32 protein-coding genes are annotated in these 17,987 nt (G+C 31.5%); 29 read left to right on the forward strand and 3 right to left on the reverse strand.

From position 1 onward, the window contains the following. Window positions 1-85 precede the first annotated feature (85 nt). The 5 genes from BJL90_RS13545 to BJL90_RS22050 are packed head-to-tail and all read left to right on the forward strand — an operon-like array spanning window position 86 to window position 1,893. The gene (locus BJL90_RS13545; RefSeq protein WP_081561997.1) at window positions 86-559 is read left to right on the forward strand and encodes a DnaD domain-containing protein; all 474 of its coding nucleotides are present in this window, start codon (window positions 86-88) and stop codon (window positions 557-559) included. Further along, the gene (locus tag BJL90_RS13550) at window positions 492-1,259 is read left to right on the forward strand and encodes a DnaA ATPase domain-containing protein (protein ID WP_236904919.1); all 768 of its coding nucleotides are present in this window, start codon (window positions 492-494) and stop codon (window positions 1,257-1,259) included. Before BJL90_RS13545 ends, BJL90_RS13550 begins: the two co-directional genes overlap by 68 nt. A gap of 10 nt (window positions 1,260-1,269) precedes the next feature. Next, window positions 1,270-1,410 (forward strand): hypothetical protein, encoded by a 141-nt coding sequence (locus BJL90_RS22045; RefSeq protein ID WP_156778805.1) that lies wholly within the window; start codon window positions 1,270-1,272, stop codon window positions 1,408-1,410. Then, complete coding sequence (locus BJL90_RS13555; protein ID WP_070968985.1) at window positions 1,403-1,738, forward strand: nucleoside triphosphate pyrophosphohydrolase family protein; 336 nt, start codon at window positions 1,403-1,405, stop codon at window positions 1,736-1,738. Before BJL90_RS22045 ends, BJL90_RS13555 begins: the two co-directional genes overlap by 8 nt. A 14-nt stretch (window positions 1,739-1,752) precedes the next feature. Then, a complete protein-coding gene (locus BJL90_RS22050) occupies window positions 1,753-1,893 on the forward strand; it encodes a hypothetical protein (RefSeq protein ID WP_156778806.1) in 141 nt (46 codons plus the stop codon). A gap of 4 nt (window positions 1,894-1,897) precedes the next feature. Here the strand turns inward: BJL90_RS22050 and BJL90_RS13560 are convergent, their stop codons facing one another. After that, a complete protein-coding gene (locus tag BJL90_RS13560; RefSeq protein WP_070968989.1) occupies window positions 1,898-2,224 on the reverse strand; it encodes a hypothetical protein in 327 nt (108 codons plus the stop codon). Window positions 2,225-2,812: 588 nt separating this feature from the next. On the opposite strand from BJL90_RS13560, the gene BJL90_RS13565 reads away from it, so the two are divergent. The 9 genes from BJL90_RS13565 (at window position 2,813) to BJL90_RS22060 (ending at window position 6,735) form a co-directional block, all read left to right on the forward strand. Continuing rightward, window positions 2,813-2,995, forward strand: a complete 183-nt coding sequence (locus BJL90_RS13565) for a hypothetical protein (RefSeq protein WP_070968991.1) — start codon at window positions 2,813-2,815, stop codon at window positions 2,993-2,995. 282 nt (window positions 2,996-3,277) lie between these two features. After that, the gene (locus tag BJL90_RS21530) at window positions 3,278-3,499 is read left to right on the forward strand and encodes a site-specific integrase (protein ID WP_081561999.1); all 222 of its coding nucleotides are present in this window, start codon (window positions 3,278-3,280) and stop codon (window positions 3,497-3,499) included. 13 nt (window positions 3,500-3,512) lie between these two features. Further along, window positions 3,513-3,842: a site-specific integrase gene (locus BJL90_RS23195; RefSeq protein ID WP_335617853.1), complete on the forward strand. Its 330-nt coding sequence runs from the start codon at window positions 3,513-3,515 to the stop codon at window positions 3,840-3,842. Window positions 3,843-4,087: 245 nt separating this feature from the next. Then, window positions 4,088-4,417: a hypothetical protein gene (locus tag BJL90_RS22565; protein WP_070968994.1), complete on the forward strand. Its 330-nt coding sequence runs from the start codon at window positions 4,088-4,090 to the stop codon at window positions 4,415-4,417. A gap of 15 nt (window positions 4,418-4,432) precedes the next feature. After that, window positions 4,433-5,164, forward strand: a complete 732-nt coding sequence (locus BJL90_RS22570) for a terminase gpA endonuclease subunit (protein ID WP_070968996.1) — start codon at window positions 4,433-4,435, stop codon at window positions 5,162-5,164. 240 nt (window positions 5,165-5,404) lie between these two features. Further along, window positions 5,405-5,560, forward strand: a complete 156-nt coding sequence (locus BJL90_RS13585) for a BhlA/UviB family holin-like peptide (protein WP_070969000.1) — start codon at window positions 5,405-5,407, stop codon at window positions 5,558-5,560. 158 nt (window positions 5,561-5,718) lie between these two features. After that, a complete protein-coding gene (locus BJL90_RS13590) occupies window positions 5,719-6,096 on the forward strand; it encodes a hypothetical protein (RefSeq protein WP_070969001.1) in 378 nt (125 codons plus the stop codon). Between the two features lie 43 nt (window positions 6,097-6,139). Then, window positions 6,140-6,358 carry a hypothetical protein gene (locus BJL90_RS13595; protein WP_070969003.1) on the forward strand — a complete coding sequence of 73 codons (219 nt, stop codon included), beginning with the start codon at window positions 6,140-6,142 and terminating at the stop codon, window positions 6,356-6,358. A 221-nt stretch (window positions 6,359-6,579) separates the two neighbouring features. Beyond that, on the forward strand, window positions 6,580-6,735 hold the full coding sequence (locus BJL90_RS22060; protein ID WP_156778807.1) for a hypothetical protein: 156 nt from the start codon (window positions 6,580-6,582) through the stop codon (window positions 6,733-6,735). Between the two features lie 94 nt (window positions 6,736-6,829). Here the strand turns inward: BJL90_RS22060 and BJL90_RS13600 are convergent, their stop codons facing one another. Beyond that, window positions 6,830-7,189, reverse strand: a complete 360-nt coding sequence (locus BJL90_RS13600; protein ID WP_070969008.1) for a DUF2512 family protein — start codon at window positions 7,187-7,189, stop codon at window positions 6,830-6,832. A gap of 123 nt (window positions 7,190-7,312) precedes the next feature. Between BJL90_RS13600 and BJL90_RS21545 the strand changes: the two genes are divergently transcribed. The 3 genes from BJL90_RS21545 to BJL90_RS22065 all read left to right on the forward strand — a co-directional run bounded on the left by BJL90_RS21545 (window position 7,313) and on the right by BJL90_RS22065 (window position 8,152). Continuing rightward, window positions 7,313-7,483: an alpha/beta-type small acid-soluble spore protein gene (locus BJL90_RS21545; RefSeq protein WP_081562002.1), complete on the forward strand. Its 171-nt coding sequence runs from the start codon at window positions 7,313-7,315 to the stop codon at window positions 7,481-7,483. 117 nt (window positions 7,484-7,600) lie between these two features. Next, window positions 7,601-7,810: a hypothetical protein gene (locus BJL90_RS13605; RefSeq protein WP_070969011.1), complete on the forward strand. Its 210-nt coding sequence runs from the start codon at window positions 7,601-7,603 to the stop codon at window positions 7,808-7,810. A gap of 168 nt (window positions 7,811-7,978) precedes the next feature. Then, entirely contained in the window at window positions 7,979-8,152 is a 174-nt protein-coding gene (locus BJL90_RS22065) for a hypothetical protein (RefSeq protein WP_156778808.1), read from the forward strand. A gap of 282 nt (window positions 8,153-8,434) precedes the next feature. On the opposite strand, the gene yunB is transcribed toward BJL90_RS22065, so the two are convergent. After that, the gene (yunB, locus tag BJL90_RS13610; RefSeq protein WP_236904920.1) at window positions 8,435-8,881 is read right to left on the reverse strand and encodes a sporulation protein YunB; all 447 of its coding nucleotides are present in this window, start codon (window positions 8,879-8,881) and stop codon (window positions 8,435-8,437) included. 977 nt (window positions 8,882-9,858) lie between these two features. On the opposite strand from yunB, the gene BJL90_RS13615 reads away from it, so the two are divergent. From BJL90_RS13615 to BJL90_RS13675, 12 genes are all read left to right on the forward strand, one after another. Further along, window positions 9,859-10,425: a hypothetical protein gene (locus tag BJL90_RS13615; protein WP_070969013.1), complete on the forward strand. Its 567-nt coding sequence runs from the start codon at window positions 9,859-9,861 to the stop codon at window positions 10,423-10,425. 289 nt (window positions 10,426-10,714) lie between these two features. After that, window positions 10,715-11,050 (forward strand): MerR family transcriptional regulator, encoded by a 336-nt coding sequence (locus BJL90_RS13620; RefSeq protein ID WP_070969016.1) that lies wholly within the window; start codon window positions 10,715-10,717, stop codon window positions 11,048-11,050. A 438-nt stretch (window positions 11,051-11,488) separates the two neighbouring features. After that, window positions 11,489-11,782, forward strand: coding sequence for a hypothetical protein (locus tag BJL90_RS13625; protein WP_070969019.1), 294 nt, complete (start codon window positions 11,489-11,491; stop codon window positions 11,780-11,782). 153 nt (window positions 11,783-11,935) lie between these two features. Further along, on the forward strand, window positions 11,936-12,463 hold the full coding sequence (locus BJL90_RS13630) for a hypothetical protein (RefSeq protein WP_070969021.1): 528 nt from the start codon (window positions 11,936-11,938) through the stop codon (window positions 12,461-12,463). A 372-nt stretch (window positions 12,464-12,835) separates the two neighbouring features. Then, the gene (locus BJL90_RS13635) at window positions 12,836-13,027 is read left to right on the forward strand and encodes a hypothetical protein (protein ID WP_070969022.1); all 192 of its coding nucleotides are present in this window, start codon (window positions 12,836-12,838) and stop codon (window positions 13,025-13,027) included. Window positions 13,028-13,125: 98 nt separating this feature from the next. Continuing rightward, window positions 13,126-13,584 carry a hypothetical protein gene (locus BJL90_RS13640; RefSeq protein WP_070969025.1) on the forward strand — a complete coding sequence of 153 codons (459 nt, stop codon included), beginning with the start codon at window positions 13,126-13,128 and terminating at the stop codon, window positions 13,582-13,584. A 149-nt stretch (window positions 13,585-13,733) separates the two neighbouring features. Continuing rightward, window positions 13,734-13,925 (forward strand): hypothetical protein, encoded by a 192-nt coding sequence (locus BJL90_RS13645; RefSeq protein WP_070969029.1) that lies wholly within the window; start codon window positions 13,734-13,736, stop codon window positions 13,923-13,925. Window positions 13,926-14,381: 456 nt separating this feature from the next. After that, window positions 14,382-14,927: a hypothetical protein gene (locus BJL90_RS13655; RefSeq protein WP_070969035.1), complete on the forward strand. Its 546-nt coding sequence runs from the start codon at window positions 14,382-14,384 to the stop codon at window positions 14,925-14,927. A 102-nt stretch (window positions 14,928-15,029) separates the two neighbouring features. Beyond that, the gene (locus BJL90_RS13660) at window positions 15,030-15,449 is read left to right on the forward strand and encodes a hypothetical protein (protein ID WP_070969038.1); all 420 of its coding nucleotides are present in this window, start codon (window positions 15,030-15,032) and stop codon (window positions 15,447-15,449) included. Between the two features lie 198 nt (window positions 15,450-15,647). Beyond that, window positions 15,648-16,187, forward strand: coding sequence for a hypothetical protein (locus tag BJL90_RS13665; RefSeq protein WP_070969041.1), 540 nt, complete (start codon window positions 15,648-15,650; stop codon window positions 16,185-16,187). Between the two features lie 82 nt (window positions 16,188-16,269). Further along, window positions 16,270-16,731, forward strand: a complete 462-nt coding sequence (locus BJL90_RS13670; protein ID WP_070969044.1) for a pyridoxamine 5'-phosphate oxidase family protein — start codon at window positions 16,270-16,272, stop codon at window positions 16,729-16,731. Window positions 16,732-17,167: 436 nt separating this feature from the next. Further along, window positions 17,168-17,821 (forward strand): hypothetical protein, encoded by a 654-nt coding sequence (locus tag BJL90_RS13675; protein ID WP_156778810.1) that lies wholly within the window; start codon window positions 17,168-17,170, stop codon window positions 17,819-17,821. The last annotated feature ends 166 nt before the right edge of the window (window positions 17,822-17,987 follow it).

Consider the following 17,987-nt stretch of genomic DNA (forward strand, 5'->3'; position numbering starts at 1 on the left):
CCTGATCTCTTATTTTAATAAAACTTATGGGTGAAATGATGCAATGGGGAGTTAAGGAACTAGACACAGTTATACAAGGGGTAAAATGATGAAAGAGGCATACTATTTTTCACATGACAGTAATGCAAGGAAAGAAAATAATATTATTTATGAAGAAGAAGAAAAGAAGCTGGTACCCAACGAAGATAAAAAAGGTTTGGTAGATGATAATTTCAAAAGAATAGTGCACGCCTTCAACCAAAATATTCACCCCATTAGTCCTATGGAAGCAGAAAAACTTAGTGGTTGGCTTAATCAAATGTCAGCTGATGTAATTATTAAAGCCATCGAAGAAGCAGTTGATTATAACGCTAGGAGCATGAAGCAGATTAATACTGTCTTAAAGGATTGGTATTCCAAAGGTCTAGACACTTTAGATGCAGTTGAAGCCCACATAAGAGACAGGGCAGATAAGAATAAAAATAGGGGGGATTATTCAAGTGGAAGCTCTAATGGCAAAAATGGAAAAACGATTGAATTTGATAAGGCAAAATTCCTTTACCAAGGAGGAAGTGGCTGAAAAAGAAGTAAAATATCAGTGTTCTATATGTCAGGATAGGGAATATATTATAGACAGGCACTCTGTAAAACCTTGCAGATGCAGAGAGACTAAAATATATCAAAGGATTCTGCAAAAATCAGGTATATCAGAAGCTTTCCAAAGAAAAACCTTCAAGAACTATGATACCAACAAAAAGCCTTTGATTATTATAAATGCTAAAAAAATGGCTATGGAGTATGTAGCTGCCTTCCAGAAAATCAGTCAACAGAAAAATAATAGCATAGCTTTTTTTGGACAAGTAGGAGCAGCTAAAACTCATTTAAGTATTGCCATTGCTAATGAGTTGATGCGCAGAAACATTGGTGTGCTCTATATGCAGTATAGAGAAATTATTACCCATTTGAAACAATGCATCATTGATGAAGAGTATTATCAAAGGGAAATCAGTAAATATAAGACTTGTAGCGTCCTGATGATAGATGATTTATTTAAGGGGCTCCTTAAAAAGAACAAGGTAAATGATACAGATATTAATATTATGTTTGAAATTATTAACTACAGATACTTAAAAGGTTTGCCAGTGATAGTATCTAGCGAATATGCCGTTGATAAGCTTTTAGAATTTGATGAAGCAGTTGGCAGTAGAATTATAGAAATGTCTAGGGGTAAGATTGTGGAATTTGAAGGGATTGAACTAAATCATAGGTTAGTAATTTAGGAGGGATCACATGGATAAATTAGCATGGAATCTAGCTGGCTTAGCATCTGAAGTAATACTAAGTGGGAGAAAATTATCAGAAGTGATGGAAGATGTGAAGTTTATCTATAGAGAGTTGCAAGAAAGCATGGAGGGGGGCTACAATGATTAATATTAAAATGCCGGTGTTAAAAAAGGATCATGAGTGGAATGAGCATCTAAAGAAACTCAGAGAAGAGTCTTATGAGCTTAGAACTGCAGTTCAAATGCTAGATTACTCTGAGAAATGCAAAGATAAAAACACTTTGAAGGACGAAGGAGCGGCGGCAGCCTGTGTGTTGAGTGAAGTTCTTGATGTAATGCAAGTTTGTATAGGAATCATAGAAAAGTTATTAGAAAAATATCCAACAATGTTGAAAAATGCAGTAATGATACATATTGAAAAACTATATCAGCGCGGTTGGAAATTTAGAAAATGGATTCAGATTGAAGAGGAATAGGAGGAAAATCATGATTGACTGAGGTGATGGAAGAAGTTAAATCAGCAAAGAGGGCTTTATTGGGTTATCTTGATGGCTTGGAAGTGAGGTTTAGATGCTATGAAGCAAGCTCTAATGAACTAAATAAAAATGGTACAATATTAAATTGTACCTAAAGAACTAATCTTCCTTACTATGACGATTTGTATAGGTTTCAAAGGCCTCAAGGACGATTAATAAGGATTGACAGATAACTTTCCAAATTAAAATGGAGATAACTAGAACACCTGCTCCAACCAAGATCCCAAGCATGATATTAGGCCCAGACGTGAAAGTGACAAACCCAGGGGTTTCAGCTGGAACTTGATAATCTGCAGGAAACAAAATGGCAAAGTATCTTCCTAACCAAAAGGCTGGGAAAAGCAGAGGAGCTATGCCAACAGAAAAAATTCTTTCCATTAGATTAAAGGCAGAATCTCTTTTAAAAGTTAGAAGTTTATCAGACATAAAACACCCCCAAACCAGTGAAGATTATAATAATAGTACCATGGAAAAAACTTACAGTCAAACTATAATATATCACACATGCTATAAGTTTTTCAGTAAATATCTTTTGACGATTTGCCAAAGAAAGCATGCCAAAAGATTAAGTGCAAGATTAAGTAGAAAATTAAGTAAAGGATTCATAAGTAACTTCATAAAATCGCCCCTTTCAAAGAATTAATTAGTACAATTGACTTTTCTTCAACTGAGTCAACAGAAACATCTAGCACTGGGCAGCCTATTGTTTTCATGATTTAGTAATATGAACTAAATACATGCTTTCTAATGTTTTAGAAGTTCTAGAAACTGATTTGACTTTAAACAATTTACTATCATTTAGGGTTATAAAATATGGGTGGGGAAACATAGAATGAAGGTAGGCAAAATTATAGGATTTAATCAATAAAAAATTGTAGTAATATTTGAACTTACAGTAATCAGAAGTATTAGGCAGGTTAGTAAGTGCATTATAGATTTTATGAAAAAAAGCAGATAAAGAAAGCACCATGATGAAAAAACAAACGGGTAATATAACAATTAAGGAGGGACCTCATGAGGGAAATAGAATTTGGAAAAAAGGAAATGTTACAGCACCAAATAAGTGAATTTGTTAAGTCAGTACTGAGCATGGCTGAAACTGAGGGTAAATTAGATCACATAAATATTGAAATAAGTAACCATAATGGAAATCTTCAGATGGATTATACTTTAAGAGATAGAAAAAAAGCATATTAGAGTCCTACTGGACATCCAGCGGACACTACTGGGCGATACATACTGGTAGTGTCTTTGTTTTTTACGAATGAAGTAAGGGTATAGGGTCAACACTGGTAAAAGTAATAGAAAATATATTTCTAATGATATTACTAAGGTAATAAATGATAAGCATTGTAATGCCTCAGATAAGCTCAAAGAGTTTATACAAAAAGAATTATAATTACTCAAAGAAAGTTTTTTAACAGTGGGCTATGGAGCTCTTTTTTTATGGCGTTAATTTTGAAATAGTAGGTGGTGTCAATGAATACAGTTGAGCCCATCAGGGATATAGATGTGGTATATGATATTGCTGAATACCTTAGAGTACGAAATCAGAGAGACTATGTGATGTGGATGTTTGGAATTCATACTGGATTAAAAATCTCTGATATTTTGAAACTGAGGGTAAGAGATGTAAAAGACAAAGAGTTTATCTATTTGAGGGAAAAGAAAAAAAGAAAGAAAGATTATTTTACATTATGATTTAAGGCAAATCATAAATGAGTATATTCATGATAAAGAAAACTACGAGTATCTTTTCAAGTCACGGAAAGGAACAAACCAACCAATAAGTGCAGTACAGGCATGGAGGATAATTAAGGGTGCAGCAAAAGTTTTTCTCATAGAATGTGTTGCAACACATTCTATGAGAAAAACCTACGGATATATTATTTATATCTTATCAGAGAAAGATCCTGTAGCAGTAAAAGAAGCTCTTAATCAAGGGGATGTTTCATCAGCTTTAAGATATATTGGAGTGAGACAGGATATGGTTGATAAGCATGTGAAGAAATTAGGGGACTATATAAGTCAAAAGCGGAAGTAATTTCTTCTTATGCCTTTAATGTAATAAAAAAAGGTGACATTACATTGGCTGATAAAAATAATAGATATATAAGTAGCAAAAAATATTTGCGAATGTAAAAATATCACTGTTTTATTACATTCAAATAAGAAAAAAGAGCGGGTTCTTCTGAAAAAGACGAAAACCAGTGGGTATTCTCGACCCCAAAATCCGTCTGGATTCAAAAAATTTTTATTTGCCATTTCCACTACCAATAAGGTGATTTTATGAATGAAATAAACACTAAAAAAATTGAATCCGTTGACAGTGTAACTGTATCCAGTGGTGTACTTGCTGATCTTTTTAGCTTGACCGATAAAAGAGTAAGGCAGCTAAGTGAAGAGGGTATTTTGGTTAAAGTTAAAAGAGGGAGATACAGTTTAGCTGATAGTGTAAAAAACTATATTATTCATATCAAGACAAACCAAGATATACAAGACAGTAAAAATGAAGCTGAACTAGATCTAGAAAAGGAAAAAGCTCTTCATGAAAAAACCAAAAGAGAAATTACTGAATTAAAGCTTGCTGCCATGAGGGGTGAGATGCATCATTCATAAGATGTTAAAAGAGTGATGAATGATGTGCTAACTTCTTTTGGAAGTAAAATTTTAGCTATGGCTTCAAAGCCGGCTCCAGCACTGATCGCTAGAGACGATATAGGGATAATTCAAGAGCTTATTAAAAAAGAATGTTTTGAAGTGTTGGATGAGCTGTCTAGTTATGATCCAGCAGCTTTTTACGGTGAAGATTATATTGATGTATGTGATGATATGGATATAGAAGTACAGGGTAATAGAGGTGATAAAAAAGAATTTAAAGATTCTAAAATAAAAGGTACAGAAGCGTTAAAGACTTTTATCAACACTTATCTAGGAGAGAACTGGGAAGACCTAGAAGGAGAAGTGAATGATGAGGAAGCTTTAATCAAGCGTAGAGAAAGATATGGATGCCCAGTTCCAGAAAGTGTATTAATGCTTACAGCTGGCATAACAGGTGTAGAACAGGGTTATGGTTTATTACAAACTATAAATGGTCATGGTGTCAGGACTGCAAATGAAGGAGAGTGTATTATAGGTGTTACAAGTGCAACAGCAGGAGTAATACTTGGAGACACGCTTTTTTCATGGCAAGGTAGATGGCTAAAAGACGAATGGGGTGCTTACATCTATGAAACTGTTATTGATGAGGATACAGGAGAAAAAATAGAAGTGCCTAAAGAAAATCCTGATTGGAATCCCGAAATAGAGCAACAATCAAGATTAGAAAGACCTGATGAATGGACGATTGTAGGGTTAGTAGTATAGAAATCAACAGAACCTACGAACTTATAGGTTATGAAAATTACACAAGAGTACGATTCACAAAAAGGATATAAGATAGGATTTTGTCTGTTGAAGTAAGACACGTAAGGAAATTTATACGACATAAACATGCTAGAAAAGCGTGTTATTTTTATGCGCTAAAAACGATCCTTTAACTTCAGAAAGTAGGTGGGCTATGGAAAATGAGGTTATCAAAATGCTGGTAGGTTAAGGGTATTTGCTATACTCTTTGGTTATTTGCTTTTTTATGTATTAAAAGAAAACAGTAAAAGAGAAACAAAGTATCAAGAGATTATTCAAGACTTAAGTGGTAGATTTAACATCATTGAAGATGTACAAAAGGATGTTAAAGAAATCAAGAACAAAGTTTTCAGATAAGGGGCAGTAAATTATAGAAAAGATAATTATCCCATCCTAAATTCAATTGCATAATTACTAATTTAAAAAGATTTTAAGGAAATAATAATCATATAGTGATTATCTATTCAACTTATGAATAATTGTAGATTTATACCTTACAGAAAGGATGGGAAAAGGTGGAAGTAAGAGAAAATATTGTTGTTCCTTTAGGATATGGAAAATTTGTACGTTCCGATAAAATAGTAGCACTTGAGCCAATAGAGGATAATCGTGGGCCTGGTAGAAGAACCCATGTGTATGTTGAGGCGCTTAAAAGTCCACTAGTAGCATCAAGGACAGAAACAGCAATATTAGCTAATATTGCAGAGACACCTGCAGAAATTGTAGAAGCAACTGCAGCATTTGAGCTGTTACAAGATTTGCTAGATGACATACAACAAGTGGGACCAATGCTTAGAAAGAGTATTAAAAAAGAGGCAGAGCTTGATTTAGATGCGATAGAGAAGAAAATTCAAGAAATGTTAACCCGTAACTTCGATTTTAACGAGCATTAAATGATAAGAACATTAACCTTTAGCATGAAAAGAGGAAAAATCGATGAATAACTTATGGCGAATTGTCCAATTAATGGGGGTTATTATTTTTATCATTGGAGCAAGTGGAAGTAAAATTTTAGGAAGGTCCTATTTTAAGTTTATGAAGGAACATGGCAACAAGAACAATTTAGGAGTCATTGGTTATTATCCTATGTTTTTTACATTCTTAATGATAGGACTTGGAATGATAGTTATAGGAACATTGCTTATGGCCCGTTAACTTAGAAAGAACATAAAAAACTATGAAGGATGGAACGATAGCACAGATATAGATTTGAATTTCTAATACAAACTTTAAAATCATCAGTGATAATGTATTTAGTTTTATAGCACCCAACTGGGTGTTTTTATTTTGCGGAAAGAAGATAAACGTATGTTATGTGAATTTATACGGATAATGACACTAGAGTGCAGAGTGGACTAGCAAAGGAAAGAACTAATATGATTTTCAAGATACTAAATAAGATTAAAGATATCGTAAGCACAATAGCCAAAAAAATAGAAGATATTGAATCAAAGCCCAGCATGCTTCTATGGGATGTTTTAGGCACTTTTTCAAGGGCTTTAGCTATGGCCGGAATAAAAATATTAGGTTAGGGAGGGGCATTCATGAACTATATAAAGGAATATAACTTTAAGTATTAATAGTAAAATATTGGTTGCTAGGGTAGGCGCTCACCTACCCTGCAAATTACTCATCTTCTGGCTTTTTTGTCTTTCCTTTGTTAATAAGCCATACATGCTGAAAGTATTCAGTAATAGCCAGCAAGAAAGCAGCTAACATAGCTGAATAAATGCTTATTCTAGCTCCAGTAAATAACAATTGAGAATAATAGATAACAAGCGATGCAGCAATAAAGTCCATAAGGTTGCTTATTCCAGATGATCCCTTTCTTAATATAGCTATTTCCATCATATGAGCTAATACAGCAAGTATAACACCTACAATAATTGGCTGGTATAGGTTTGTATAATTAATGCCAGGAAGTATGATATCAGCCAACACTACTACAACAGGACAAACTACGAGTTTGATTAATAAGCCTATCAATTTACTACCTCCTTTATTACAGATAATATTATAATTTCCAAAACTTCACCTTAAATTACCTAGTATGTAGAGAAAATTTATACAGAGAATAATAATAAGTAATCACAAAAGAGGTGAGCTGCATTGAATACAAGAGAACCATTAGATCCTAATGCGTTAAAAGCATTAAATCAGATGAGAGAAGAAATGGCAAAGGAATTAAACACCAGAGTTCAAATTGGTGGTAAAATCGGTGGTAATATGACAAAAAGGCTAATTGAAATGGCAGAAAAAGATCTAATTAATAAAAAGTAGTAGGGTAGCGTAAATCAATCTGGTTTTTTATTTCCTGTATGACATTAAGAGCAATGTACCAATGTACTACAAACAATAATAACCATAAGACAAATACTATAGAAGAGGTGATTTGCTTTGACTAGAAAAAAATTGCTAAATCCTAACGCAGCAAAGGCTATAGAAGAATTTAATGAGGAAATGGGTACTGAAATAGGTACTGAAATAGGTACTGAAATGCATGTAGATATATCTAAGGATGACGGATTTATATATGTACATAGCGGAAATTCTGTCTCTAGAGCAGTGGTTGAAGAGGCAGAAAGACAAAAGACTAATAAGAAGTAATAGGGGGCTGGGTTCATTTCCCAGCTTCTATTTTTCCTTCCTAAACATACTATAACAAAACAAACGTTCTGTTTCATGTCCTTGATTAGCCCAAGTTAATTTAATTCCAATGGTAAACCCCTTCCCTTAAGCATATTATGTTTGTGATAAATAGTTGAGGTAATTCAAATGAAAATAGCAATCTATTCAAGAAAATTAAAGTTCATCGGCAAGGGTGAGTCTATTCAGAACAAAATACAAATGTGCAAAGAATATGCTAAAAATCATTTTGAAGCTAGAGAGTTTCCCATCTATGAATACGAAGAATACGAAGGATTTTCTGATGGGGATATAGCAGCTTGAGTTTAAAAGATTGGTAAAATGTTCTTATAGTGTTTTTTTTATACGGGTTCTCTTCGACTCTTTGTGTATCCTAAGACTTTTAATAATAGTTTATACGAGTTAATTTGTGATAGTATAAAACTCATTTCAAACCCCTCTGTTACCCTTTTTTTAGTATTATAAGGATATCTTTTAAACTTTTCCCCAATACAAATTTTCATTCTGTTTGCTACTATAACTAAGTGTAGTTTAATGGTAAATTTTATTTAATTTTGTAAAGCGTCTATAGATAACTTAAGTATTCTATTCTCCATACAATGGTGTTATATTTAAAAATTGGTCTTTTGGTACATTGATATAATTCATAGGTACCCTTCCAACAATAATCGTTTCAGCTACTGGCATATATGTAGTTACTTCGATTGTGTTAGAACTAAAGGGTATGATTACTCTTACTTTTGTATTTACAATTAAAAATATACGGTGCCGCGTTTGATTGATACCAGACTGTTCAAACTCTGTACCGAAATTTACATCCACCATACCAAGGGGAGTAACCACCAATTTAATTTTTGGTCCGTACTGCGCCAGCAACTGACTTCCAATAGCGTTTCCTAAAGGAATACGATCAGCAGCTGTTTGGATTTGTTTTAAATGTTCCTGTATTGTCAATGCTACATCTGAAGCTACCTTATTCATCATCATTGTATTAGCTACGATTACAAAATTATATATTTCTTTAGGCTTCACCCGCTATCTTTTTTACGGTATAGTGCAGTCGACTAAGGTTTATTTATAATAACGATACATCAAATAATAAATATTTTACTTAATAGTATTTTTTATCAGACATAACAAGCATCAAGGTAGCAATAGGCCCCAAAATTAGAGATAGCAAAAACCAGTTTAGCCCCGATCTATTTTTTCCTTGTGCCAATCCAGCATTAATTAAAGCCAACGTTCCCCTTAGATATTGCATTCATTATAACGGGACTACTTATTGGATTAGATAGAATTGAAATGAATAACTTTTCAGCAACATTTGAATAACCTCAGTTATTTGGCATAAACATAATATGCTTAGGGGGAGGTTTATCATTGGGATTAAGTGATTCTAGTTCACTCAGATATGAAAAGAATGCTTGTTTTATACATTACTTCAGAACGTTTCAGCACATTTCGTCGAACACTTTTACAGTTTGTCTAATTTGGAAGCTGAGAGTTAAAAAAATACTGTAATTGAGATAGAGGGAAGATTCTACAAAACTATTTATTTAGGCTGCAAATATCGACATCGTAATATTCTATTTAATGTTATTATAGGGTTGTAATAGAAAATTACAATCTGTTGCAAGCGTTTGAGGTATGGTGTAGTAAATCATTACTTTACAATAACGATAATTTTGAGGAGGAAAAATAATAGAGGTATGTCATCATTAAAACCCATTAAGAGGAGTTTACTAAGAATATATTGTGGAAAGAAATATTATCCTTTAATGAGATGTTTTGATTGGTATTTAGGAAGGAAAAAATAAGCTACACAAAAAGAAAATTGTTTATTACCCTATGTGATTTTTCAACATAAGACTCCACTAATTCGAAAGCTTAAAGGAGTAGATATGTGGTTGCAACACAATAAAGTGAAAAATCTTGAAATTGCTTCCAATAAGTTAAATAGAGTCCTAATGTAACAAATATAATCTGATACTTCAGAAAGGGGAAATTAAATGTTTTTTATAGGAACTGCGACTTGGGGAGTTTTGATTATACTTTATGGACTTATTCTATTAACTAGAAAAAAATTCATGATAAGAAGAGAGTGTGATGGTATATTTATCTTCTTTTTTACTATGCTAAATCCTGCCATACAGATAATTGAAATGGGTTATGGAATCAAATATCTAATTATTCTTATTTTATCAGTATCTGCGTTGGTTATTTTTATAGCTAGAGGAAGATATACATTAACTAATGTTAATGCGGAAATGGTATTGTCAGCATTAACTGATATCTTAAATGAAAAAAATATATCTTATGGAGAAGAGAATAACACTGTGATTTTAAAAGACTACGATAGTAGACGAATAACCTATACGCAATCATTAAGTTCTGTAGAGGTTAGTCTAAAAAATATTAGAAACCTTTCTATTTATGAAGAAGTAAAAACAGAGTTAAAAAGCAGGATTAAACAAATTGACTTAACAGTATTTCCTTCTTCGGGACTATTTTATATAGTATTAGGAGCAATATTAATGGTTGGAATGCAATACTTTCAGAAAAAGTTATTGAATTAATCTTTAATCACGGTAGGCCATTTTTAAAATACGCAATCAAAATATGTAGAAAATTACCGCTTAACGATTAATTGTAGAGAATTTGAAGTGCAGAACAGGAGATAACAAAATGTTTGTACAAGAATGCTGGAAGCAAGTGTCAGGAGAAAAGTCAGTGCACCATATCTTTTCATGGGGAGAGAAACTCTAAAAAGAGATAGGATTAAGCAAGAGCGGTTTAATGTGGTTATAAATATTAAAGATGTGATTAGTGTGTTATGTGAAATAAAGTAAAGGAGAGGAAGATAAAATGCGGTTAGAAAAGTGGTTAGTTCCATCACTTATACTATTAAGTATATCAATTGCCTTTAGTGGCTTCTTTGTAGGAAAATCTATACTAGCACTTGGAAAAATCAGCCAACAAGTCGTGGTTGAGCAGAAAATTAACGAGGATATTTTGTCTTTTTCTGAGGCAGCTGTTTTTCTAAATATATCAGAAGAAAAATTAGCGTTTATAGTAGAAAATTCTAAGTTGAAGGATGGTAAAGGAATACCGTATTACAAGATAGACCGCAATATTTTGTTTAGTAGAGCAGCTTTGTCAAAATGGATTGTTTATATATCAGAAAATCAGTCTGATTATTAACAAGAGAATTGCTTATACATTTTAGTCAGCAATATTATTAAGGTTTAAGAGGACAAATGGATACTTAATTTTCCTTATCATTTTTAAACAAGAAAGACGTAATGAATAAAGGATATGCTACAAGATATGCTTCAGGTTAAGCATTTTGAAGAATTGAAAAAATGGTTGCACGACAATAATCAAGCAAAATGATTATTCTCTTAATTTATATTTAAAAGGAGGAAAAAATTGGAATAAATTTATTCATTGTTTAAATGGGCTTTAGGTTTGAATATTATCACTGTATTTCTGGTCATTTACAAATTAAGGAAAATGATAAAAAACTATATTAAATAGAAAAGGCATGGAGGAAAGAAGGTTGAGGCATTTCGCCATAAATCTGAAATGAAGATATTCACAGTGATATTATTTGTGTCAGGAACTATGTTCAATTATTGAGTGTCAAAGTGGGGAAATATTGGAAATGCAATTGTTTTTCAGTTGTATTTATTTATAATCGTCATTGAAGCATGGAGAAAAATTGTGGTTTATGAAAAAGGAATCTATCATATGGGGAGATTTGTTAGGTGGGGAGAAATGGAAGACATTAAAATTGATGAATCTTCTATACGGGTTGAAATCAAGGATAGCTTTCTAGGAATGCTAATGATGCGTAAGGTCAGCAGAACATGTGAATTGATACGACTGATTAAAGAAGGTAATTTTATTGGGATTCAAAATTGGAAAAAGTAGAATTACAATGAGTATATCAGCAATATAGGGTAATTACCAAATTTTAGATATCAGCTGCTGGTGTCTTATAAATAGTGGTAACAAATGTGAAACAAAGATAATTTGTATAATTGGAGACAGTGAATAATTGTATTTTACAAGGAGGAGTATAAGATGAAAAAAATTATAATACTTTTATTAGCAATGCTTGTAGCATTTGGGGCCTCTGCATGTAATAATGTAACTACACAAAAAGAAATTGATAATATAATAAATGATAATGAGATTTCCGTTGATATAGAAGAAACAACCGATGATATAAATTATGATAAAATAAGTGTATATATGGAAGAAGAATGTAAAAATGCTTTTACACCATACTATGAATTGTTAGATTTTGAAATATTAGATTATCAGGAAGAAGTTGTGAATGGAAATGTTGAAGCTATTTTTTTATATAAGCTGACACATAAAAATTATGATAAAGACCCAGATACAGTTGAGTACATTAAAGAAGCGAAAGAACGTGGCGGTAGAAACTATCAACAATTATACGATGAATACTTACAACCCAAAGAAATGAATTTCCAATTAAAAGCTATTATAGATAAAAATGATTTAATAACTCTATATTCTAATATTTCTCCCAAAGGAATCGAATGGAAGGAAGTAAAAATGAGTGATTTTATTATCAGGAAATAAAAGGATGATTTTAAGTATAGGCATACTAAATATGTATTATCGGAAACTAACCTTTCCATAAATATGAGAGAGCTTCTGTCAACTTTTCCACTGTGAGATGCATAGAAAAAATATTTAGCATTCTTATGGGGGTGTAAAGAAAAAAATGGTATAAAGACAATGCATCCAGACCATGAGATAATAAAAATACTTATACCATAAGTTAAAAAGGCAAGTGCCGAAATATTATTTATGAAGTAAAGGGTTATAGGCATCTAATTGGCTGATTCTGCCTGAAGGCAAAAGTATACAAGTTTAATAGTCATTATATGCGTTGAGCAATATATTATCTATTGAAAATGAAATGCATTAAACGAAAGGAGTGTACTTATTGTGAAACTCGGTATCATAGAATTTAGTTGGACTCTGCTTTTTCAGCTTTTTAATACTTTAGTATGGGTTGGAATTATTTATTTGATTTTTTATCTAGTCATTAAATTACCTAAACGCATTAAAAGGCATGAAGAAAAAATCAAAAGAATAGAGAGTATGTTGGAAGAAATAAATAAGAAGCTAGATAAATAATTGTCGCATCATCTTTTAAAGACCTACTAGATGAATAAGATGAAACAAAGATTATTTATATAATATAAAGAACAATAGAAGTGAATAGGAGAGATTAGATGAAAAAAGTCAGACATAATAGATTTTTATATTATCTTATTCCGATAACAGTATCGGTAATTATTACAACTATTGGGTATTTTTTTATGAATGGTATCCCTTTGTTTGGTGTTCCCAAAATAGAAGATGTTTCTTATGTTGAAATTTCTAATACTAGGTTAGATACTAATGCACGAAAGCTTACAGAAATCGAGGACATAAAGAAGGCAATAAATCTGACTAATTTTCTATCTTACAAGCTCGGAGCACCAGAAAAAAAAGAGGCATTAATTAAATTTGTATTTCATTTAAAAGATGGAAGTTCTTTTGTTATCAGTTCAAATGAAAAAACTGTATATAGCAATGGAAAAGCATATAGTCTCAAAGCTAATAAAGGAACAACTTTTATAAAGGTTACAGAAGGAATATTCTTCTTCGATGATTTGGTTGAAAAAGAGAAAGCTAAACAGGTATTTTAGTTTTAGGGAAGTTGAATCTAATAAAATGGGAAAGAACTAAGATCTTTGCAATAATTGTATTAGCGAATATAGCTTCATTTATTTTACCTTATATTATAAGAGCCCATACGCTAAGATCAATACCGGAGGTTGGATAAATACCTGGGAAGATGCCTTCACAAATAAATGAAGAGCATAAGGGGGCATTATCAATTCGTCTGAACTTAGATATGTATGAAGGAAAAATTGTTTTCGAGCTATCCTCTGATGAAATGTTAGAAGAAATAGTTGAGCCTATTAATATTACAACTGTCCATGAAACTACTCTATATGTGACAGAAATAAATGAAAGAGAGGATTGAATTAAAGAACGATAAAGAGGTTTTTCAACTAAGGGTGCCAAGTTTAAAATAGTTATGTTGTTATGTTTCATATTCTTTTTTCATGTGTACTTGATGAACTATACGAAGCAAATTTGCATTTATATAACTTAATATAGAATTAAATAATATAATTTTATTAGAGGAGGAAATAGTATTCTCTTAAAATATATTTTAAGCGAAAGGAGCAAAATTATGAATATGTTTTATTTTATGGAATCAGTTTTTCCTTTGTTTTTTATCATAATATGTGGTTTTATATTATTTACTATTTTTCAAGGAATTAAAGAATGGAGTAATAATAATAAACAGCCAAATTATCTTTTAAAAGTGCGGCAGATAGAAAATATGTACGAAATAGGAGTAGAAAAAAGAGAAACCTTTTTAATCAGATATCGTCTATATTCATATAAATTCATTTAGAAAGGAACTATTTATATGAGAAAAATAAAGATGATTGGATTAGTTCTAATAGCTATATTCGTTTTTATAGCCTGTTCTCAATATGAAATTACTCAAGAAGCACAAAGTGCAAACTATCATATTTTTACGACAGAGGATGAAAATTTTCTAATAAAAACATATATTAATAAGCTAGATTTTAAAGATAATGAAGAAATCAGTATGTACTCTACTATAGAATATATTGGAGCAGAAGATAGCATTATGATCTGGTCAGGAGAGCCATACTTTCACTATACAATTTATAACGGGCAAGAATATTTTAATGAAGGTTTAACCCTAGATATACTGAAGACGACGGTTTTAAAAAAAGGAGAAATATATACTATTCCATTTTTAAAAAGTAGTGGTTATTGTGAAAATGACCCTAATGCTAGTTTTTGGAAGAATTACTATGCAGAAAAAGAGCTGAAATTACCTAAGGGAAAATATTTTTTTACAGCATACACAGATTTCTCTTTAGATGAAGAACAAGTAGAAAAGGTAGTATTAAAAATAGAGTTTGAAGTTAAAGTAGATTAATGCTAAGAGAGGGCATAATTATTTTTGGTCTACTGCATCATATCTTTTTCCAAGGTCCTATAAAAAGAAAAGGACTAGTAATTTAGTGAGGTGACGTAAATAGTGAAACGAAAAATTAATAGAAAACTGTTGGGAGCTTATGATTTTATTTTAGGAGTAGGCGCTATTGCTATTGGTGCAATGATGGTAAACTCTAAAAAAGGAATTTTTGCAGAGTATCCAAAAGAATGGCTTTCAATAATACCATTTACAAGTTGGGTTATACCTGGAATAATTGTAATTGTTTTATTTGGTTTAGGAAATATTTATGTAGCAATATCCTTTTTTCGAAGTGAAAATAAAAATGCATGTTTTATGTCTACTTTAATGGGGTCGATATTGTTCGTTAGTATTGTAGCTCAAATAATAATACTGGGGGAGTGGTACTTGGCAACTGTAGAATTTATGATTTTAAGTATAATTCAGATATGTCTGAGTGCATATGCACTTTTATATTATAAAAGAGAATCCATAATGTGTTAAAAATAAAACTATTTTAGCCAAGATAGAAAAAACTGTTTTAGTAGCTATAAGTATCTGAAGCTTTGGTTCAGATCATTTATCTGAAGTATGGGTCAAGCATCATATAGCCATAAGTTCATGCAGGCGTTATACAACATCAGCATATTTATAAAGATACTACTTAACGAATACAGTTAGCTAAAGGGGTGACAAAAATAAATGAAATCAAAAAAGGAACTTAAATTGAAATATGTTTTTGCAACTAGTTTATTAGTGTTCATCATATCTCATAATAGTTTAGTCTATGCTAATTCATCTTGGCGCTGGTTAACATCAAGCCCCAAAGAATTATTACCACTTGCAATTATTTTTACTCTAGCTATTGAATATACAGGTATTTTAATTTTGGGTAAGCTGAACCTAATAAAATGGGAAAGAATTAAGATCCTTGCAATAATTGTATTAGCCAATATAGCTTCATTCATTTTCCCCTATATTGTAAGAGCCCATACGTTTAGGGCAATATCCGGAGGTTGGGTAAATGCATGGAAAGATGCCTTCACAAAAGGACCCTATTACATAGTTTTATTTGGTTACTTATTTATGACGCTTCTAGTAGAAGTGCCCATTGTTTATGGAATGTTGAAAAAATATACTTTATCTAAAAAAATTCTAATTAATTTGATAGTAATTCTAAATATTATTACAACTTGTATTGTAGCGGTCATAGAAAGAACCTTATATCATGGGCAATGGTGATAAAGAAATAATTAGATGGCTGCTGCTCTAAACTAGCTACTTAATTATGTTAATCAAATAAAAGGAAGAAAAGGAGAAAGCGATGAGAAGAAGTGAGAAAGAGGTAAGAGATATTGCTGAGATTGAAGAGATTTTGAAGAGGGCGGACATTTGTAGGTTAGGTTTATGTGTCGATAATATCCCATATGTGGTTCCTATGAGTTTTGGTTATAAAAATAATTGTTTGTATTTGCACTCTGCTAAAGAGGGCAAAAAGATTGATATTATGAAAGCTAATCCGAAAGTTTGCTTCGAACTGGAAGTTGATACGGAACTAGTAAAAAAAGATATAGCTTGTAATTGGGGAATGAAGTTCATTAGTATAATAGGTTTTGGAATCGTAAGATTTATTGAGGAGAAGCTAGACAAGAAAGAAGCATTGAATATAATAATGAGCCAGTATTCGAAAGATAAAACTTTTGAATACAGAGATGAGCAGATAGAGGCAGTCACTGTTATTGAGATAATGATAACAGAAATGAATTGTAAAAAATCAGGATATTAAACCGGCTATATTAGATAAGTGACGGAATTTACGGCTAGCTAATTAACCATCTAATTGCATCACTGTGTATAGCAATGGAAAAGCGTACAGTCTCAAGGGTGATAATGGAATAACTTTTATAAACATTACAGAAGGAATATTTTTCTTCGATGACTTGGTAAAAAAAGAGGAAGTTAAATAAATTCAAGGTTACTATATAGATAAAATGAACATTGTCTCTAACACACTAATTGTAAAATTAGAGTACATTCTTCCTAAATTACGAAACTACTAATTTCTGGATTAATTGGCGCCATCTTTTTAAGGTGTGCTAGATACAATCGTTTCATTCTACGAAGCAGTCAAATTGGTAATTAATTTACAGTTTTATTATAAATTATACCAGATAGATTTTGCTAGGGAAGAATAATTTCACAACAGGAAGGATTGAAGAGTAGTGGGTATATCTCCAAAACTATTAATAGATATTGAAGGACAAAATGGGGTAATGGGATATTTTATTGAATCGGAAATGGAAGTTGTTTTAGCAGGAAAAAATATTGTTCCCATTCCCCAAAATGAACGAAATCTAGATATTTATAAACTATTGGAAAAAAGTTGTGATGTGATTTTTTGCACCACACAAAAATTAGATGATTTCCAGTTCTATCCCGTTCCATGTTTTTGGATTTTTGCTGTTGATAATGAAGGAAATTGTTTTGGCACAATCGGTGGCATGGGAAATCTTGTAGATGATAATTATTCAGTTGGGTATGTAAATAAAGAGGGAATGTGTGGAAAAATATCAAATAATCTAAAAGAATTTTTGGAACTGATTATTTTTTATCCCTACTGGCGAGATATCATTAAGTATGAGAAAACGGGGGCATCCTACGATATAAACGTTATGGCAATGAAGAAAATAGAGAACAATTTACATTCCTCCGCAGATCAGCATGAGATTACAAAAACACTTAAACTCTCCAGGAATCCTAAATCTATGGAACTATTAATATCAAATATCAAAAGCAAATCAGAATTTATGGTGTATGGCTCAAAGAACGAGGCTCAAATGACAAATACATTTTGGGGTATGCATTTTCTAGATTGAATACAAAGATGATGAGTAGTACCTTTTGTTCATAAGCATAAAGGTTAATACATATTATCTTTTTTATATATGGCTGTTAATATTAATTAATTATTTTTTGCAAAGAATAGCAGAATTATGGGATATATTCAATTGGAGATAGTACTATTAGCGGTATTATTTATAC

Origin of the sequence: Clostridium formicaceticum (assembly GCF_001854185.1) — a bacterium.
Taxonomy (GTDB): Bacteria; Bacillota; Clostridia; order Peptostreptococcales; family Natronincolaceae; genus Andreesenella; species Andreesenella formicacetica.

Coding starts and splice junctions, on each gene's coding strand:
- BJL90_RS13645 (WP_070969029.1), top strand. CDS start 13,734: ATGCCTTCACAAATAAATGAAGAGCATAAGGGGGCATTATCAATTCGT.
- BJL90_RS22065 (WP_156778808.1), top strand. CDS start 7,979: ATGAAAATAGCAATCTATTCAAGAAAATTAAAGTTCATCGGCAAGGGT.
- BJL90_RS13620 (WP_070969016.1), top strand. CDS start 10,715: ATGCGGTTAGAAAAGTGGTTAGTTCCATCACTTATACTATTAAGTATA.
- BJL90_RS22045 (WP_156778805.1), top strand. CDS start 1,270: ATGGATAAATTAGCATGGAATCTAGCTGGCTTAGCATCTGAAGTAATA.
- BJL90_RS22565 (WP_070968994.1), top strand. CDS start 4,088: ATGAATGAAATAAACACTAAAAAAATTGAATCCGTTGACAGTGTAACT.
- BJL90_RS22060 (WP_156778807.1), top strand. CDS start 6,580: ATGATTTTCAAGATACTAAATAAGATTAAAGATATCGTAAGCACAATA.
- BJL90_RS13670 (WP_070969044.1), top strand. CDS start 16,270: ATGAGAAGAAGTGAGAAAGAGGTAAGAGATATTGCTGAGATTGAAGAG.
- BJL90_RS21530 (WP_081561999.1), top strand. CDS start 3,278: ATGAATACAGTTGAGCCCATCAGGGATATAGATGTGGTATATGATATT.
- BJL90_RS22570 (WP_070968996.1), top strand. CDS start 4,433: ATGAATGATGTGCTAACTTCTTTTGGAAGTAAAATTTTAGCTATGGCT.
- BJL90_RS13595 (WP_070969003.1), top strand. CDS start 6,140: ATGAATAACTTATGGCGAATTGTCCAATTAATGGGGGTTATTATTTTT.
- BJL90_RS13665 (WP_070969041.1), top strand. CDS start 15,648: ATGAAATCAAAAAAGGAACTTAAATTGAAATATGTTTTTGCAACTAGT.
- BJL90_RS13565 (WP_070968991.1), top strand. CDS start 2,813: ATGAGGGAAATAGAATTTGGAAAAAAGGAAATGTTACAGCACCAAATA.
- BJL90_RS13615 (WP_070969013.1), top strand. CDS start 9,859: ATGTTTTTTATAGGAACTGCGACTTGGGGAGTTTTGATTATACTTTAT.
- BJL90_RS13545 (WP_081561997.1), top strand. CDS start 86: ATGATGAAAGAGGCATACTATTTTTCACATGACAGTAATGCAAGGAAA.
- BJL90_RS13655 (WP_070969035.1), top strand. CDS start 14,382: ATGAGAAAAATAAAGATGATTGGATTAGTTCTAATAGCTATATTCGTT.
- BJL90_RS13630 (WP_070969021.1), top strand. CDS start 11,936: ATGAAAAAAATTATAATACTTTTATTAGCAATGCTTGTAGCATTTGGG.
- BJL90_RS13550 (WP_236904919.1), top strand. CDS start 492: ATGGCAAAAATGGAAAAACGATTGAATTTGATAAGGCAAAATTCCTTT.
- BJL90_RS13555 (WP_070968985.1), top strand. CDS start 1,403: ATGATTAATATTAAAATGCCGGTGTTAAAAAAGGATCATGAGTGGAAT.
- BJL90_RS13640 (WP_070969025.1), top strand. CDS start 13,126: ATGAAAAAAGTCAGACATAATAGATTTTTATATTATCTTATTCCGATA.
- BJL90_RS13560 (WP_070968989.1), bottom strand. CDS start 2,224: ATGTCTGATAAACTTCTAACTTTTAAAAGAGATTCTGCCTTTAATCTA.